The sequence below is a fragment of the Vibrio sp. V33_P6A3T137 genome (assembly GCF_009904835.1).
Classification (GTDB): domain Bacteria; phylum Pseudomonadota; class Gammaproteobacteria; order Enterobacterales; family Vibrionaceae; genus Vibrio; species Vibrio metschnikovii.
Genome location: NZ_WXWK01000055.1, coordinates 1 through 14,066, shown reverse-complemented (window position 1 = coordinate 14,066; position 14,066 = coordinate 1). Strand labels below are relative to the sequence as shown.

15 protein-coding genes are annotated in these 14,066 nt (G+C 43.9%); 12 read left to right on the top strand and 3 right to left on the bottom strand.

Annotated elements, in window-relative coordinates:
- The first annotated feature begins 7 nt into the window (after positions 1-7).
- The 10 genes from CAG60_RS05110 (at position 8) to CAG60_RS05065 (ending at position 8,805) form a co-directional block, all read left to right on the top strand.
- Positions 8-529, top strand: coding sequence for a chemotaxis protein CheW (locus CAG60_RS05110; protein WP_110166926.1), 522 nt, complete (start codon positions 8-10; stop codon positions 527-529).
- A 10-nt stretch (positions 530-539) separates the two neighbouring features.
- On the top strand, positions 540-1,379 hold the full coding sequence (locus tag CAG60_RS05105; protein WP_158138476.1) for a CheR family methyltransferase: 840 nt from the start codon (positions 540-542) through the stop codon (positions 1,377-1,379).
- Positions 1,380-1,456: 77 nt separating this feature from the next.
- The gene (locus CAG60_RS05100) at positions 1,457-2,551 is read left to right on the top strand and encodes a protein-glutamate methylesterase/protein-glutamine glutaminase (RefSeq protein WP_161438436.1); all 1,095 of its coding nucleotides are present in this window, start codon (positions 1,457-1,459) and stop codon (positions 2,549-2,551) included.
- A 243-nt stretch (positions 2,552-2,794) separates the two neighbouring features.
- Positions 2,795-3,562, top strand: a complete 768-nt coding sequence (locus tag CAG60_RS05095) for a DUF3450 domain-containing protein (RefSeq protein ID WP_161438435.1) — start codon at positions 2,795-2,797, stop codon at positions 3,560-3,562.
- The gene (locus CAG60_RS05090; RefSeq protein WP_158138474.1) at positions 3,562-4,932 is read left to right on the top strand and encodes a MotA/TolQ/ExbB proton channel family protein; all 1,371 of its coding nucleotides are present in this window, start codon (positions 3,562-3,564) and stop codon (positions 4,930-4,932) included. Before CAG60_RS05095 ends, CAG60_RS05090 begins: the two co-directional genes overlap by 1 nt.
- 9 nt (positions 4,933-4,941) lie before the next feature.
- Entirely contained in the window at positions 4,942-5,487 is a 546-nt protein-coding gene (locus CAG60_RS05085) for a MotA/TolQ/ExbB proton channel family protein (protein WP_040904289.1), read from the top strand.
- Positions 5,484-5,888: an ExbD/TolR family protein gene (locus CAG60_RS05080; RefSeq protein WP_158138473.1), complete on the top strand. Its 405-nt coding sequence runs from the start codon at positions 5,484-5,486 to the stop codon at positions 5,886-5,888. The genes CAG60_RS05085 and CAG60_RS05080 overlap by 4 nt, the downstream gene beginning before the upstream one ends.
- Complete coding sequence (locus CAG60_RS05075) at positions 5,888-6,508, top strand: energy transducer TonB (RefSeq protein WP_154168138.1); 621 nt, start codon at positions 5,888-5,890, stop codon at positions 6,506-6,508. The genes CAG60_RS05080 and CAG60_RS05075 overlap by 1 nt, the downstream gene beginning before the upstream one ends.
- Complete coding sequence (locus CAG60_RS05070; RefSeq protein WP_161438434.1) at positions 6,505-7,698, top strand: tetratricopeptide repeat protein; 1,194 nt, start codon at positions 6,505-6,507, stop codon at positions 7,696-7,698. Before CAG60_RS05075 ends, CAG60_RS05070 begins: the two co-directional genes overlap by 4 nt.
- Before the next feature lie 243 nt (positions 7,699-7,941).
- Positions 7,942-8,805 (top strand): DNA ligase, encoded by an 864-nt coding sequence (locus CAG60_RS05065; RefSeq protein WP_161438433.1) that lies wholly within the window; start codon positions 7,942-7,944, stop codon positions 8,803-8,805.
- On the opposite strand, the gene CAG60_RS05060 is transcribed toward CAG60_RS05065, so the two are convergent.
- Entirely contained in the window at positions 8,802-9,836 is a 1,035-nt protein-coding gene (locus CAG60_RS05060; RefSeq protein ID WP_161438432.1) for a DUF3080 family protein, read from the bottom strand. The two genes, CAG60_RS05065 and CAG60_RS05060, sit on opposite strands and share 4 nt — an antisense overlap.
- Before the next feature lie 114 nt (positions 9,837-9,950).
- Positions 9,951-11,321 (bottom strand): MATE family efflux transporter, encoded by a 1,371-nt coding sequence (locus CAG60_RS05055; RefSeq protein WP_158143866.1) that lies wholly within the window; start codon positions 11,319-11,321, stop codon positions 9,951-9,953.
- Between the two features lie 142 nt (positions 11,322-11,463).
- On the opposite strand from CAG60_RS05055, the gene CAG60_RS05050 reads away from it, so the two are divergent.
- Positions 11,464-12,072, top strand: coding sequence for a riboflavin synthase subunit alpha (locus CAG60_RS05050; protein ID WP_158138468.1), 609 nt, complete (start codon positions 11,464-11,466; stop codon positions 12,070-12,072).
- Positions 12,073-12,129: 57 nt separating this feature from the next.
- Here the strand turns inward: CAG60_RS05050 and CAG60_RS05045 are convergent, their stop codons facing one another.
- Complete coding sequence (locus tag CAG60_RS05045; protein ID WP_040904293.1) at positions 12,130-12,333, bottom strand: CPXCG motif-containing cysteine-rich protein; 204 nt, start codon at positions 12,331-12,333, stop codon at positions 12,130-12,132.
- Between the two features lie 184 nt (positions 12,334-12,517).
- Here CAG60_RS05045 and CAG60_RS05040 point away from each other — a divergent pair, with 184 nt between their 5' ends.
- Positions 12,518-14,065, top strand: a complete 1,548-nt coding sequence (locus CAG60_RS05040; RefSeq protein ID WP_161438431.1) for a DUF3369 domain-containing protein — start codon at positions 12,518-12,520, stop codon at positions 14,063-14,065.
- The last annotated feature ends 1 nt before the right edge of the window (position 14,066 follow it).

Below are 14,066 nucleotides of genomic sequence, written 5' to 3'. Positions count from 1 at the left end.
GAATCGTATGATGGGACAGTTAGCGACACCCAACTTGGCAACCAGTATCAACGATCAGCAATATTTAACCTTTCTGTTGAACGGAGAGATGTATGCGTTTGCGATACTTAATGTCAAAGAGATCCTCGAATACGGAAAAGTAACCCCGATCCCTCGTATGCCTAAATTCATTCAAGGGGTGATCAACTTACGTGGTGAAGTGGTTCCAGTGATTAATTTGGCACATCGCTTTCAAATTGAGGCTCGCGCGATCACGAAACGAACCTGTATTGTGATTATTGAAGTCGATACCGATGATCAGCGCCAAGATTTAGGGGTGCTGGTGGATAGCGTGTCAGAGGTGATTGATATTCCGATGAGCGATATTCGTGCTGCGCCGGCTTTTAGTTGTCAGATACGGACAGATTTTATCCGCGCGATGGCTCAGTTACAGGATAACTTTGTCATCATTCTCGCGGAAGATAAAGTGCTATCGGTTGATGAGCTCGCTATGGTTGATAAAGTAGCCAAGGAACTCGGTAAGAGCTAAGAGGTGTAAGATGTCTTTTCTTGAATCTGTGTATACAGAATGTCAGCCACAGCTATCGGACGAGACATTCATTCGTTACCAACGCTGGTTATATGAAAAAGCGGGGATTTCCCTTAACGTAACGAAAAAATCCTTGGTCATTGGGCGTCTTAATGTTCGCTTACATCAACTTGGCTTAAAAAGCTTTGATGCTTATTTTGATTTTTTTGCTTTAGCACCGGATAGTGCTGATAAAAAAGCAGAGCAACAGGTGGTGATTGATTTACTCACCACCAATGAAACGTACTTTTTTCGCGAAGAGGCACATTTCACTTTCGTACAACAAGAGGTGATCCCCAACTATTATCCCCAAACACTGCGTTGCTGGAGTGCGGCAAGCTCATCAGGGGAAGAAGCTTACTCTCTGGCGATGCTATTAATGGATAACAATCCACGACCTTGGCAGATAGTGGCGACCGACATCAACAGCCGAGTTCTCGCACAAGCGAGTAGCGGAATTTATCCCTTATCTCGCAGTAGTAATATTCCGTTGCACTATTTACAAAAATATTGCCGTAAAGGCGTCGGGGCGAAAGCCAATACATTCAAAGTGATTCGTTCTTTACGTGATCGGGTCACTTTTCAGCAGGCTAATTTGCAAGAGAGCTTGGCTCGATTTGGACATTTTGATCTGATTTTTCTGCGTAACGTGATGATCTACTTTGACGCAGCGTCGAAACAAAAAGTGATTGATAATATTCAGCGTCAGCTTAATCCAGGCGGTTACCTGTTGATTGGTCATGCTGAAACGTTGCAGTCGATGAAAGCGCCATTAAAGTTAATCAGTCCGTCGATTTATCAAAAATTATAAGAAATCAAGATGCTAGTGGTTAACTACACTTTAACGTTGATGATTGCTCTCCTCCTTTGCCTCGATAGGGAAGGTTAATGACAAATAAGAAAATACAAGTCCTGATTGTTGATGATTCAGCGGTCGTCAGGCAAGTGCTTAGCCAAATATTAGTTGAGCAACCAGATATCGATTTGCTTCCTGCGGCGGCAGACCCGCTATTTGCCATGAAACGGATGGAAAAAAACTGGCCAGATGTGATTATCTTGGATGTCGAAATGCCGCGTATGGATGGCATTACCTTCTTGAAAAAAATCATGGCTGAGCGACCAACGCCGGTGATTATCTGTTCAACATTAACCGAAAAAGGCGCTCAAGTGACCTTAGAGGCATTACAAGCTGGTGCTGTTACGATCATTACTAAACCCAAAATGGGCTTAAAAGATTTTTTAGAAGATAGCGCCAATCAAGTGCTGCAAGCGGTAAGGGGAGCCGCGAAGGCGAAAGTTAAAAACTTGGTTAACCCTTCATTACCTCCTCTTGATAAATCGTTACTTATGGAAAATAAACGTCAACTCCCGTCAGTAGCCTCATTACCGATCAATTCATTATTGAGCAGTGAAAAAATCGTCGTCATCGGCACTTCGACAGGCGGAACACAAGCCTTGGAATACGTTTTAACCCATTTACCGAAACACGCGCCGGGGATTGTGATTGTCCAACATATGCCAGAAAAGTTTACTGCAATGTTTGCTGAGCGCCTCAATTCATTGAGTCAAATGACGGTCAGTGAAGCCAAAAGTGGCGATCGAGTGCTGCCTGGTATCGCATTGATTGCTCCTGGAGGCAAACACACTAAGTTGTTGCGCAGTGGTGCTCAATACAAAGTCGAGGTGTTTGATGGACCTTTAGTCAATCGACATAAACCGGCAGTCGATGTGTTGTTTCGTTCAGCAGCTCAGCAGGCCGGAAGCAATGTACTCGGGATCATCATGACTGGCATGGGCGATGATGGAGCCAGAGGGTTAAAAGCGATGTTTGACCATGGTGCGTCAACCGTCGCGCAAGATGAAGCCAGTTGTGTCGTCTTTGGTATGCCGAAAGAGGCGATTGCCCTTGGTGCGGTGCAGACCATTTGTCCTTTATCCGCCATTCCTAAACAAATTCTGCGTTTTACTCAGCACATCAAGTGATCGTGCTTCCTCGGGGCTGTTGCCATAATCTCATCGTTATCGAACCTCATGAGGCGTAATTGACTCGCCGCCGACTTACAACGTCAGTCGTTTGAGGCTTATTATCTCTGTCCGCGTTGGCTATCTTTACATTGTTTACGCTTATAATCGCAGCCAGAGCAGATTTTCATTGAAAATACAGTTGATAATGAGAGCCTTTATCAATAACATGTCGGCATTCTCATGTGGTAATTGATGACAACGATGAATTTAACCAAACCTAGCCTAATCTTATTTTCAGCGCTAAGCGTGTTAGCGGCGCATGCCAGTGTGCTGGATGATGCAAAAACAATCCAAAAAACCACCAATCGCGCTTCAGCGATGAGTCAGCAGAACGTCGATAAAAGTGCAGAAGCAACCTTATCTCTTCAAGCGGACATTGAGCGATTAAATGAAGAAGTGAAAAATTTAACCATTTATCGTGATCATTTACTCTCGCTAGTAGCCAGTCAGGAAAGTGAAATGACGAGTTTAGATGAGCAGATCATTGAGGTTCATCAGACTCGTCAGGGGATTGTGCCTTTGATGTATCAAATGATCGATGGTTTAGATGTTTTAATCAGTGAAGATAAACCCTTACGTCTTACCGCTCGCCAAGAGCGCCTTGAGCGACTCAAAGAGTTAATGCCACGTTCTGATGTGAGTGATGCTGAGAAATATCGCCGAATTCTTGAAGCGTATCAAATCGAGATGGATTACGGCACGAAATTAGGGGTTTACCAAGATCGAATCACCTTAGCTGATAAAGAAACGATTGAAGCGGATATTCTTTATGTCGGCCGAGTTTCATTATTAGCACGCAATCGTAATGGATCGCGCTATTGGTCTTGGGATCAAAAACAAGGACAGTGGCAAGCGCTGCCCATTAGATCTAAAGGGGATATTGACACCGCTTATCAACTTGCCTATCAACAAATTGCCCCGACACTGCTTTATCTACCGGTTTCTCTTACTCCAGCGGAGGCAAAATAATGATCACTAAATATGGCTTTGTCGCATGGAGTTTAAGTCTGTTATTACTCACTCCAGCTTATGCAAGTGGTGGTTTGACCGAACAAGCACACAATGAGAGTCGAGTACAACGCAATCATAATGTTCAGCGTGAAGCAACATTTCAAAAAACGGAACAGCAATTACGCGATGAAAAAAAGGCTCTGATGGCGCAAAGAGATCGCTTACAAGCAGAAGCCGATAAGCTGTCTACCCGTTTTAGCCAAAATGAAAATAGTCTTGCTCGTCTAGAAGAAAAGCTGCGTTTGGAAACCGGCAGTTTAGGTGAAATTTTTGGTGTCGTTCGACAAAACGGAAAAGAGTTACAAGCGACACTAAGTGATTCTGTAACGGGGGTTGATCGTCAGCAGTACGCACCAGTGGTTGATCAGATTGTCGCAGCACAATCCTTACCTTCGATGAAGCAACTGATTGGTTTATGGCAGGCAATGCAAGAGCAAGTGATTGCCAGTGGCGAAATCAGCACGAATACGATTGCTTTCATTGATGGTGAAGGAAGAACCCAACAAGTGGATGCGGTTAGACTTGGTGCGATGGCTTTAGTCACTGAGCAAGGTTACGTCAGTTGGAATAATCGCCGTCAAGACGCGGTCGCTTATCAACAGCAGCCCGCTCAAGGTGCGCGTTTCTCTTCATTAACCGATCTTAAACAAGGAGAAATGCAATCGCTGGTATTGGATCCTTCACAAGGCCTTCTATTTGAACAACTGGCGTTAACTCCAACGTTGAAGCAACGCCTTGAAGCCGGTGGTGTGATCGGCAATATCATCTTGGTATTACTAGCGATTGGCCTAGGGATCGCTGTTTATCGAGGCATCGTTTTAGCGATGGCTCGACAACGCATTCAACAGCAACTTAAGCAATCTGAGCCAAGCAGTAATAATCCGTTGGGCCGAGTATTATCAGTTTATGATAAAGAGCAAAACCGCAGTGTTGAAGCGCTAGAACTGCGTTTGCTGGAAGCGGTGGTTGATGAACAAGCTGGTTTAGAAAAAGGACTGTCGATGCTGAAGCTTTTTGCGGCCTTAGCACCGATGCTTGGACTCCTTGGTACCGTTACCGGAATGATTGAGACTTTCCAAGTGATCACGCAATTTGGTAATGGCGATCCTAAAGTCATGGCGGGAGGGATCTCGATGGCGTTGGTGACGACAGTATTGGGTCTAGTCGCGGCAATGCCTCTATTGCTGGCTCATAATATCTTAAGCTCTCAAGCAGAAACGATTCGTACCATCTTAGAGAAGCAAGGGATTGGGCTTGTTGCTGAACAAGCAGAACGTGAGTCTCTAGCGGCGAATACTAAAAAAGCCGTCAACCACGCAGCGGCGTAAGGGATGAACATGAATCAAGCAGATGGGTTATTTTCATTGCAAAAGCTCTTTCTGCCCCTTTCCGAGTTTATGGCTCAGGGTGGAACAGTACTCTGGTGGCTGGCCGCGGTGGTCGCGGTCTGCTGGTTGCTAGTGATAGAACGGATAATGTACTTATTATTTACCTTTCCTAAGCAGCGTAAGCAGTGGATTGAACAATGGCATGCGCGTGACGATCATCATTCATGGCATGCGCAAGCGATTCGTTCAGGATGGTTGGGTCAAGCACACATTCAACTTACTCAATACCTTAATCTAATTAAAGTATTGGTGGCCATTTTTCCGATGTTAGGTTTACTCGGTACAGTCACGGGGATGATTTCGGTGTTTGATGTGATGGCGACTCAAGGCAGCAGTAATCCCAAATTGATGGCGTCGGGAATCTCTTTAGCGACGATTCCGACCATGGCAGGCATGGTCGCTGCTTTAGCGGGGATGTTTGTTTATGCTCGGTTGGCGAAAACGTGCCGTTTATATGAATTGAAGTTAGAAAAATCCTTAAGGAGTCAGCGATGAGACTGGGCCGACGTTCGTCCAATCAAGATGAAGCACAAATCGATTTAACCTCGATGTTGGATATTGTGTTTATTATGTTGATTTTCTTTATCGTAACCAGCTCATTTGTCCGAGAATCTGGCGTTGAGGTGAATCGTCCATCCGCCTCGAATGTCACGGCACAGAAAGATGCGGGTATTTTTGTTGCGATTACCTCAGCAAACGATATTTATATCGATAAAAGGCAAATTGATGTTGAAAGAGTACAGGCGACATTAGAGCACCTGTTGTTAGAGCAGCCCGATGCGGCTTTGGTTATTCAAGCCGATGAGCATGCTTACAATGGAACCGTTGTCAAAGTGATGGACGCGGCGAAAGGGGCGGGTGTAAAAAGCATTGCATTGGCGGCGGAGAAGCGCTGATGCTACGTTTATTGCTGGCTACACCTTTCGCGGCTTTGATTTCAGTGAGCTTATTTTCATTCATGGCTTGGATGATCAACAACGATGGCTTGCGCTCACCAACGCAAAATAACTCACTTAGCTTTACCATGGTAATGGTTGAGCAAGAGAAAGAGGTGCAGCGCCGACAACGCGCTGTGCCTGAACAGCCTAAAGCGCCACAGCCTCCGCCACAATCGCCAGTGTCTAAGCAACAGAGTTCAGTGACCAATACGTTAACTTCAACATCGGTTCCAACACTTGGGCTCGACACGGCGATTAACGGTATTGCGATCAATGTGCCTACTCTTGGTGATTTTGGGGCTAATCAGCAGGCTTTACCACTGTATCGTGTTGAGCCTAATTATCCAGCACGTGCTTTAAAACGTAATGTTGAAGGCTATGTTCTACTGCGTTTTACAATAGATGAAACGGGACGACCAACGGATATTGAGGTGGTCGATGCCAATCCACGGCGAATGTTTGAGCGTGAAGCGATGCAAGCCTTACGGAGTTGGAAATATCAGCCTAAATTGCTGGATGGGCATGCGGTTTCTCAACCCGGTCAAACGATTAAATTGGAGTTTAAGTTAACCAAATGATCAGACGATGGATAGTTTACTTATTGCTGATTGGTTCTACTTCTTCTTTTGCGGTAGAACTCAGCCCTTATGCGGCGAATAAAGCGCTGCAAGCGAATCAACTCGCTCAAGAAGAGCGTTTTGCCGAAGCGATTGAACTATTAAGAGAAACCAAAGTAAGCCGGGGATACGATAAAGCGTATTTCGACCGTATGCTTGGGGTTTTTTATTGGCAAAATGAACAGCTTTCTTTGGCGATACGTTCGTTGACAGAAGCGGTGGGTAGCGGAGAATTGGTTGATGAGCAAGGTTGGGCCACTCGTCGAATGTTGGCCGATTTATTACTTATGGATCAACAATATCAATCCGCTTTACCGCATTACTATCAGCTCGTAAAAGAAGTGATCAAAGACGGTAATGAAAAGCAAACCACTAGCGAATTATGGCTGAGGATTAGCCAAGTTCATTATCAATTGCAGCAATGGGCGAAGACATTATCATCGATTGATCGCTATGAGCAACTAACGTCAATCGATAAGGTGACACCACTATCGTTGAAACTTGGTGCTCAACTTCAGCTTGAACGATGGCAGCCAGCGATTGTAACCTTAAAGCGCTTGATTGCTTTAGAAAGTGACAAGAGCAGTTGGTGGCTACAATTGGTGAGTTTGGAGTTACGTACCGGACAACCGAAAGAAGCTTTGAGTAGCTTGGGCTTAGCGAAGTTACATGGTATTGAGCTGAATCAGCAAGAGTTAAGATTACTTGCCCAACTGTACGCTCAAAATGGAATTCCTGAGCGAGCGGCTCAAATTCTTGGTTCAATAGACAATGCTGACAGTGATCTTGATTTGATCACCGAGCGAGCATCTTATTGGCAACGAGCCAAAGAGTGGGATAGGGCGATTGAAACTTGGTCTTTAGCCGCGCAATTTGACGCTAAGTACTATTGGAACGTCTCATTACTTTATAATCAGCAAGGCGAATATCGACAAGCTTTAAGCGCACTGGATAAAGTCACTGATAAAGCGCGTCAACCTGAGGTCGCTTTAGCTCGTGCCCGTGCCCTTTATAAGTTAAATCGACTCGATGATGCGTTAGCTCAAGCCAAAAGAGCTCAGCATTTACAACCTTCCAATAATGAAGCTCAAGGTTGGATTAATTATTTGACCCAGTTACGCGAGATTAACTCAAGGCATCAAGCCTCTTAACCTTCTCCGGACCTTATCATTACCGTGCTCCCCATCTATTCTACCGTGAGTGTCATTGGATTTTATGATGACCTTTAGGTCAGATGGGGAGTGAATCTCGTGTATGTAGGGCATCAATTAGTGTGAAATACCTCGCTAGTTCTTCTTTGTTGTTGCTCAAATAGACGCTGATATCGGCATACTTTACTCATCTTTAAATCAGATGCTTAGCGCATCATTAGAGTGAAAATTTGAGGACAAGTGATGTCATATAAAATCTCGTTAATTACCGCCTCGCTACTACTTATAGCGCCAGCTATAACGATTACGCCAGTTTGGTCAGCCGATTATCAACCGTTGCCGATTGTCTATGCAAAAGAATATCGTCAAGGGATTGAGTTAGGTGATTATTGGCAAAGTGAAAAATTGGATGGTATTCGTGCCATTTGGGATGGGCAACAACTCACCACTCGTAATGGCTACCCGATCCATGCGCCCTCATGGTTTACCGAACCGTTGCCCAGCTACCCGTTAGAAGGTGAATTGTGGGCGGGACGCGAGCAGTTTTCCCTTGTTCAGCAAACAGTATTAGATAGACAGCCTTCGGATGTTGCTTGGCAAAAAATCAATTTTATGTTGTTTGATGTGCCTAAAATGGAAGGCAATTTTCGGATGCGATACCAACATTTAATTGAGATAACGACGAATATCGGCGCGAAACATATTCAGTATATCGTCCATCAGCCGATTGAATCCGAGCAGACGTTGTTCGCTGATCTTGAAACGCTGTTTACTTTGGGTGGCGAAGGATTAATGCTACGAAGAGTTGCTGCCGATTATCAAGCTGGGCGCAGCGATGATCTCCTCAAGTTAAAAAAACACCAAGATGCAGAAGCTCACGTGATTGGTTATCGACCAGGAAAAGGCAAATATACCGGTATGGTCGGTGCTCTGATTGTGCGAACGGATGACGGTATTGAATTTGCGATTGGCAGTGGTTTAACCGATCAATTACGTCAAACTCCGCCTAAAATAGGCTGTTTAATTACTTATCAATACAATGGGTATACCGATTCAGGCATCCCTCGTTTTGCTCGCTTTATGCGTAATCGAGAAATCGTATGTTAACGGCCGACGCTGATTGAACAGCGTTGAAATAATTGCTGCCAATAGCCTACGTGTGACGCAAGGGCATCACGAAACTGTTGGTGGCTATCTTGCACGGTAAAGTGGCTCTTCATACTATCGTTGGCTTCAAAAATGATGAAGAACTCTTCTAATTGAAGATAGACACTATCAATCCGAGTTAATGCCGGCTGAATACGTTCAACATAATAACGGTTGAACACATTTTGTAAGTAATGGAGACGAGTACGGTCTTGATTTGGACCACATACAATCGCGCTATCGTTATCTTGCAATTGCTGAGTCGTAACTGTCAGCCAGAGGGCTGCATTATCCAGCGAAAACTTGAGAGACCCCAAAATACGCTGCTTTTCAATTACCTCTTGATAGGGAGTAATAACGCTATCGGGTAAGGTTTGATTAAGCACTATATGGTCATGAACGGTGGTAAAGGTTTTTAACGCTTGAGTGAGTGCACTGAGTTCGATGTTATCGGCTAACCATGAATGGCTGGTGAGCTGCGCACGCATGGCCACGCTGGTATAGAGTAAGTTATACCAATGTTTATGGAGATCTTGCCCTTTAAGTTCTGCCATCGTTTTTAGTTGTGTACTAACGCTTTGAGAAAGCGAGTTTATTTGCAAACAGTGTTCGATGCCGTTTAATAATTGTATCTCGTAGTCAAAACCGCGAAATTCATCTTGGACTCGGCCAAGGGAGGAGTTTCTTTGGGCAATGACTTGAAAAAGCTGGCATTTTCTCAGTTCATAACTATCAAGTAAGCCTAAAGTCAGTGGCGTGATCGTCAGCTCAATGTGTCGTTTGTCCGGTAAAGTTTGCGATAACCTTTTGGGATTTGCCAACCGCTCGGCTTGTTGAACGTTAGCAATTCGTGTTAAGTAGGTAGAGAAATCACTCTCAAGTGATTGATTAGAGGTATCGCAACCAGTGAGTAAGATCATTAAGGTAATCACACACAGTAACGGTGTGAATGTTTTATTGCTGTTTATCGACCAAACATGGTACTGATCCACGGACTTCACCTCCCGAAACCATCTCTATCCATATACGCAAAATAAAAAAGCCAAGTTCAGTCAGAGTCATCACTTGGCCTTGATTGTTGCTACTCTAAACTACCGTGTCTTTGGCTACTTAGCAGCAAATTGCATTTGTATCTCTTCATCTTGGCTTTGCATCCAATATAAACGTAAACCAAGCATTAAAGCCGCAGAGCTTAAGCCAACAATAAAGCCAATCCAGAAACCACTTGCGCCCATTGGCTCAACAATCCAGTCGGTCATCGCCAACACATAGCCGGTCGGTAAGCCTAAAATCCAATACGCAATAAAGGTACGATTAAAAATCGCCGCCATATCTTTATAGCCACGTAAAGCGCCTGCAGCAACCACCTGAATAGCATCGACACATTGATAGATACCAGCCAGAATCAGTAGCTGCATTGCTAGGGTAATCACTTCGGTATTATTGGTGTATAGCAAAGCAATCTCTTGTCGAAAGATCAGGGTAAAAGTCGCTGTCAACAAAGAAGCGGCGACACCGACCATTAAACCTACATTAGATGCAACGGCAGCACCAGGTAGGTTATGTTGACCAATAGTATGCCCAACACGGATGGATACAGCAGCACCAATACTCATCGGGATCACAAATACCAATGAAGAAAAACTTAACGCGACCTGATGTGCTGCGACCACCAAAGAGCCAAGCGGGGCAACTAACAAAGCCACAGCGGCAAAAAGCGTCACTTCAAAAAATAATGCCGCAGCAACAGGAAAGCCTAACTTAAACAAGCGCAGTTGTGCTTTTAGTTTCGGCGGATGAAATTGCGCAAATAAGTTAATGTGAGCTAAACGGTTCGACGTGACGACATAAGCCAGTAACATCAAAAACATAATCCAGTAGACGATGGTGGTCGCAACACCACATCCCACACCGCCAAGAGCCGGTGCACCAAACTTTCCATACACAAAGATCCAGTTGAGTGGGATATTAAATAATAAACCGAGGAAACCGATGACCATGGCAGGTTTAGTTAATGACATTCCATCAGTGAAACTGCGTAAGGTTTGAAACAACAAAAAGGCGGGAACGGCAAACATAACGGCAAACATATAGCCAATGGTTTTTTGTGCCATCAACTCTTCAACGTCCATAAAGCCCAAAATGATTTTGGTTTGAAATAAGACCAAAATGATCGGTAGCGATACCCATAACGCTAATATCGCGCCTTGCTGGATTTCAAAAGCGATCTGTTCTTTACGCCCAGAACCATTAAGTTGAGCGACAATCGGTACTAATGCCATTAGTAAGCCGATACCAAATAAGATAGAAGGCAGCCAAATACTCGCTGCAATGGACACCGCAGCCATATCTGTCGCACTCACGCCACCAGCCATCACTGTATCAACAAATCCCATCCCTGTTTGGGCAATCGAGGCAATGAGTACAGGGGTGGCGAGTTTAACTAACGTTGAGGCTTCTTGTTTATAACGTTGCACACACTTCTCCGGAAAAAGGAAAATCTAGGTCAAATAGTGACTCAAGAGATAAAAAGGGGGGTACTTTCGAGTACGTAGGGTCTAGAGAGAATGATAAAGAAATGTCACACTAAGCACCACGAAAATCTACTGGAATCACATTATGTTTACAGGTATTGTACAAGGGACAGCAAAACTTGTCGCTATGGATAAAAAAGCACAATTTCAAACTCATATTATTGAGCTTCCAGAGCCTCTCTCTACGGGCTTAACCATAGGCGCTTCGGTGGCGCATAACGGTTGTTGTTTGACGGTGACGAATATTGATGGTCACCGAGTCTCTTTTGATTTGATGCAAGAAACTCTACGCTTAACTAATTTAGGGGAGCTGAAACTAGGCGATAGGGTGAATATTGAACGAGCCGCTAAATTTGGCGATGAAATTGGTGGCCATTCAATGTCTGGACATATTATCCATATGGCAACATTAATCGATATCATCGACTCTGATCATAATAAAACGTTGTGGTTTGAAGTCCCGGAATCATTGATCAAATATGTACTCCCTAAAGGGTACATCGGTCTTGATGGTTGTTCATTAACGATTGGTCAAGTTGAAGCTAACCGTTTCAATGTTCATCTTATCCCTGAAACGTTACAGCGAACGCTGTTCGGGACCCGTCAAGTTGGCGATAAAATTAATCTTGAAATTGATCCGCAGACGCAAGCGATTGTGGATACTGTTGAGCGCGTATTGGCTAAAAAATCTTAGTCATTAATGTTAAGGACGTGTTGAAGGTCACGCCCTTAAGCAAGTAAAGCCACTCGATTAAAAAATCTGCTCGTCATCAGCATCAATATAAAGATCAATGCAATCTTGCTGTTCGTTAACTTGCATATTAAGGTGAATAGCATGGCAGCACGCAGGACAATCATCATAAAAATCTTGGCTGCCATTACTGGAATCTAAAGTGATGCGAATGGTGTGCCCACAGTGTGGGCACAGTACCGCTCTCTCCGTAAAATTCTTCATATCGCTTTCCTTACTGTTACTCTCACACCGTTAATCTTAGCCAGTAAAGTTGCTTAAAACAGAAAATTAAGTGCAAAGTTTGCTCTCATCGAGACTTCTTTATCTAAGAAGGATTCTGAGTATATAAAATCATCGTTGATGTGCTAAACCTATAAGTAGGTCGTTAAACAATAAGATGGTTATTATGGATCTATTTGCTGATTATCGTTCCCAAGACAATTCCGGTGCCGAGAAAAAAAGCCCGATTACGGCAAGCATAAAGCCTTGGCAAGTATTGCTCGTCGATGATGATGAGCAAATCCATCAGATCACGCAAATCGCTTTGTCCGGTTTTACGTTTCAATCAAGAAAGTTAGAGCTACTTTCTGCATTATCGGCTAAAGAAGCGAAGCAGGTTCTTCAAGATACCCCAGACATCGCTCTGGCGCTGATTGATGTTGTTATGGAGACAGAGCACGCGGGGTTGGATTTGGTGGAGTACATTCGCCGAGAATGCAGTAATAAAAATATCCGCTTAGTGTTACGTACTGGGCAAGCAGGGCAAGCGCCAGAAGATAAAGTCATTCAGCAATATGAGATTGATGACTATAAAGAAAAAACCGAATTAACGACTCAAAAATTGCGTACTTTAATGTATTCGATGCTACGTTCTTATCGCGATTTATGCTTAATCGAAGAACAAAAACAGGGATTAAAGCGAGTGATTCAAGCATCGGCACAAGTACAAAATACCACAACATTAAAAGCGTATGCCGAATCGGTTCTTCATCAGCTTACGTCACTATTAAAATTACCTGCTTCTGGTTTTTATTGCGTGGTGCGTCCGAAAGCCGACGGTACCGCAACTTATGCGTTAACTCTAGCGGCGATAGGTGGGTTTGTTGATCTCTCTAGTGAATGTGATTTTTCACATTTACCCGATGAAGTCGCACGGCGATGTCAGCAAGTATTAAATAACCAACGTTCTGAAAATTTTCATGACGCGGCTATTCTTTATATGCTCGATAGTCGAGGGACTGAAAACTTATTATATATCAACTTATTAGAAGAGTTGAGAGAAGCGGATGCTCAGTTGCTCGAAATCTATATGCAAAATATTGCGCTGACTTTTAATAACCTGAATTTACAGCTTGATTTACGAGAAACGTCCAAAGAGTTGGTTTACAACCTAGCTAATGCGGTAGAAGCAAGAAGTAAAGAAACGGGCGCACACGTACAGCGTGTTTCACTGATTGCTGAAAAACTGGCTGATCTGTGTGGCTTGCCCGAGCAGGAGGTGTACATGATAAAAAATGGTTCACCACTGCATGATGTAGGCAAAGTAGCAATACCGGATAGTATTTTGCATAAACCAGGTAAATTAACGGCTGATGAATGGGAAATCATGAAAAAGCACGTTGACTATGGTGTTGAAATACTCAGTAAATCCAATCGTCCACTGATTGTGAAAGCAAAAGAAATTGCAGGTAGTCATCATGAAAAATGGGATGGCAGCGGTTATCCAAATGGATTGGCTGGCGAGCAGATACCCATCAGTGGCCGTATCACCGCGTTAGCGGATGTGTTTGATGCTTTAGGATCAAAACGCAGTTATAAAGAGCCTTGGTCGGAAGATGATATTAAAAATGAATTAATCAGCCAAAATGGTAAACATTTCGACCCGACTTTAGTTACTTTATTAATTGATAATTGGGAGCATTTTATCGCTATTCGTGAACAGTACCCAGATTAGG

Bases quoted from the DNA above. Each gene is read 5' to 3' on its own strand.
- CAG60_RS05100 (WP_161438436.1), top strand. From the start codon at position 1,457: ATGACAAATAAGAAAATACAAGTCCTGATTGTTGATGATTCAGCGGTC.
- CAG60_RS05105 (WP_158138476.1), top strand. From the start codon at position 540: ATGTCTTTTCTTGAATCTGTGTATACAGAATGTCAGCCACAGCTATCG.
- CAG60_RS05085 (WP_040904289.1), top strand. From the start codon at position 4,942: ATGAATCAAGCAGATGGGTTATTTTCATTGCAAAAGCTCTTTCTGCCC.
- CAG60_RS05095 (WP_161438435.1), top strand. From the start codon at position 2,795: ATGAATTTAACCAAACCTAGCCTAATCTTATTTTCAGCGCTAAGCGTG.
- CAG60_RS05050 (WP_158138468.1), top strand. From the start codon at position 11,464: ATGTTTACAGGTATTGTACAAGGGACAGCAAAACTTGTCGCTATGGAT.
- CAG60_RS05110 (WP_110166926.1), top strand. From the start codon at position 8: ATGATGGGACAGTTAGCGACACCCAACTTGGCAACCAGTATCAACGAT.
- CAG60_RS05075 (WP_154168138.1), top strand. From the start codon at position 5,888: ATGCTACGTTTATTGCTGGCTACACCTTTCGCGGCTTTGATTTCAGTG.
- CAG60_RS05065 (WP_161438433.1), top strand. From the start codon at position 7,942: ATGTCATATAAAATCTCGTTAATTACCGCCTCGCTACTACTTATAGCG.
- CAG60_RS05040 (WP_161438431.1), top strand. From the start codon at position 12,518: ATGGATCTATTTGCTGATTATCGTTCCCAAGACAATTCCGGTGCCGAG.
- CAG60_RS05070 (WP_161438434.1), top strand. From the start codon at position 6,505: ATGATCAGACGATGGATAGTTTACTTATTGCTGATTGGTTCTACTTCT.
- CAG60_RS05045 (WP_040904293.1), bottom strand. From the start codon at position 12,333: ATGAAGAATTTTACGGAGAGAGCGGTACTGTGCCCACACTGTGGGCAC.
- CAG60_RS05090 (WP_158138474.1), top strand. From the start codon at position 3,562: ATGATCACTAAATATGGCTTTGTCGCATGGAGTTTAAGTCTGTTATTA.
- CAG60_RS05080 (WP_158138473.1), top strand. From the start codon at position 5,484: ATGAGACTGGGCCGACGTTCGTCCAATCAAGATGAAGCACAAATCGAT.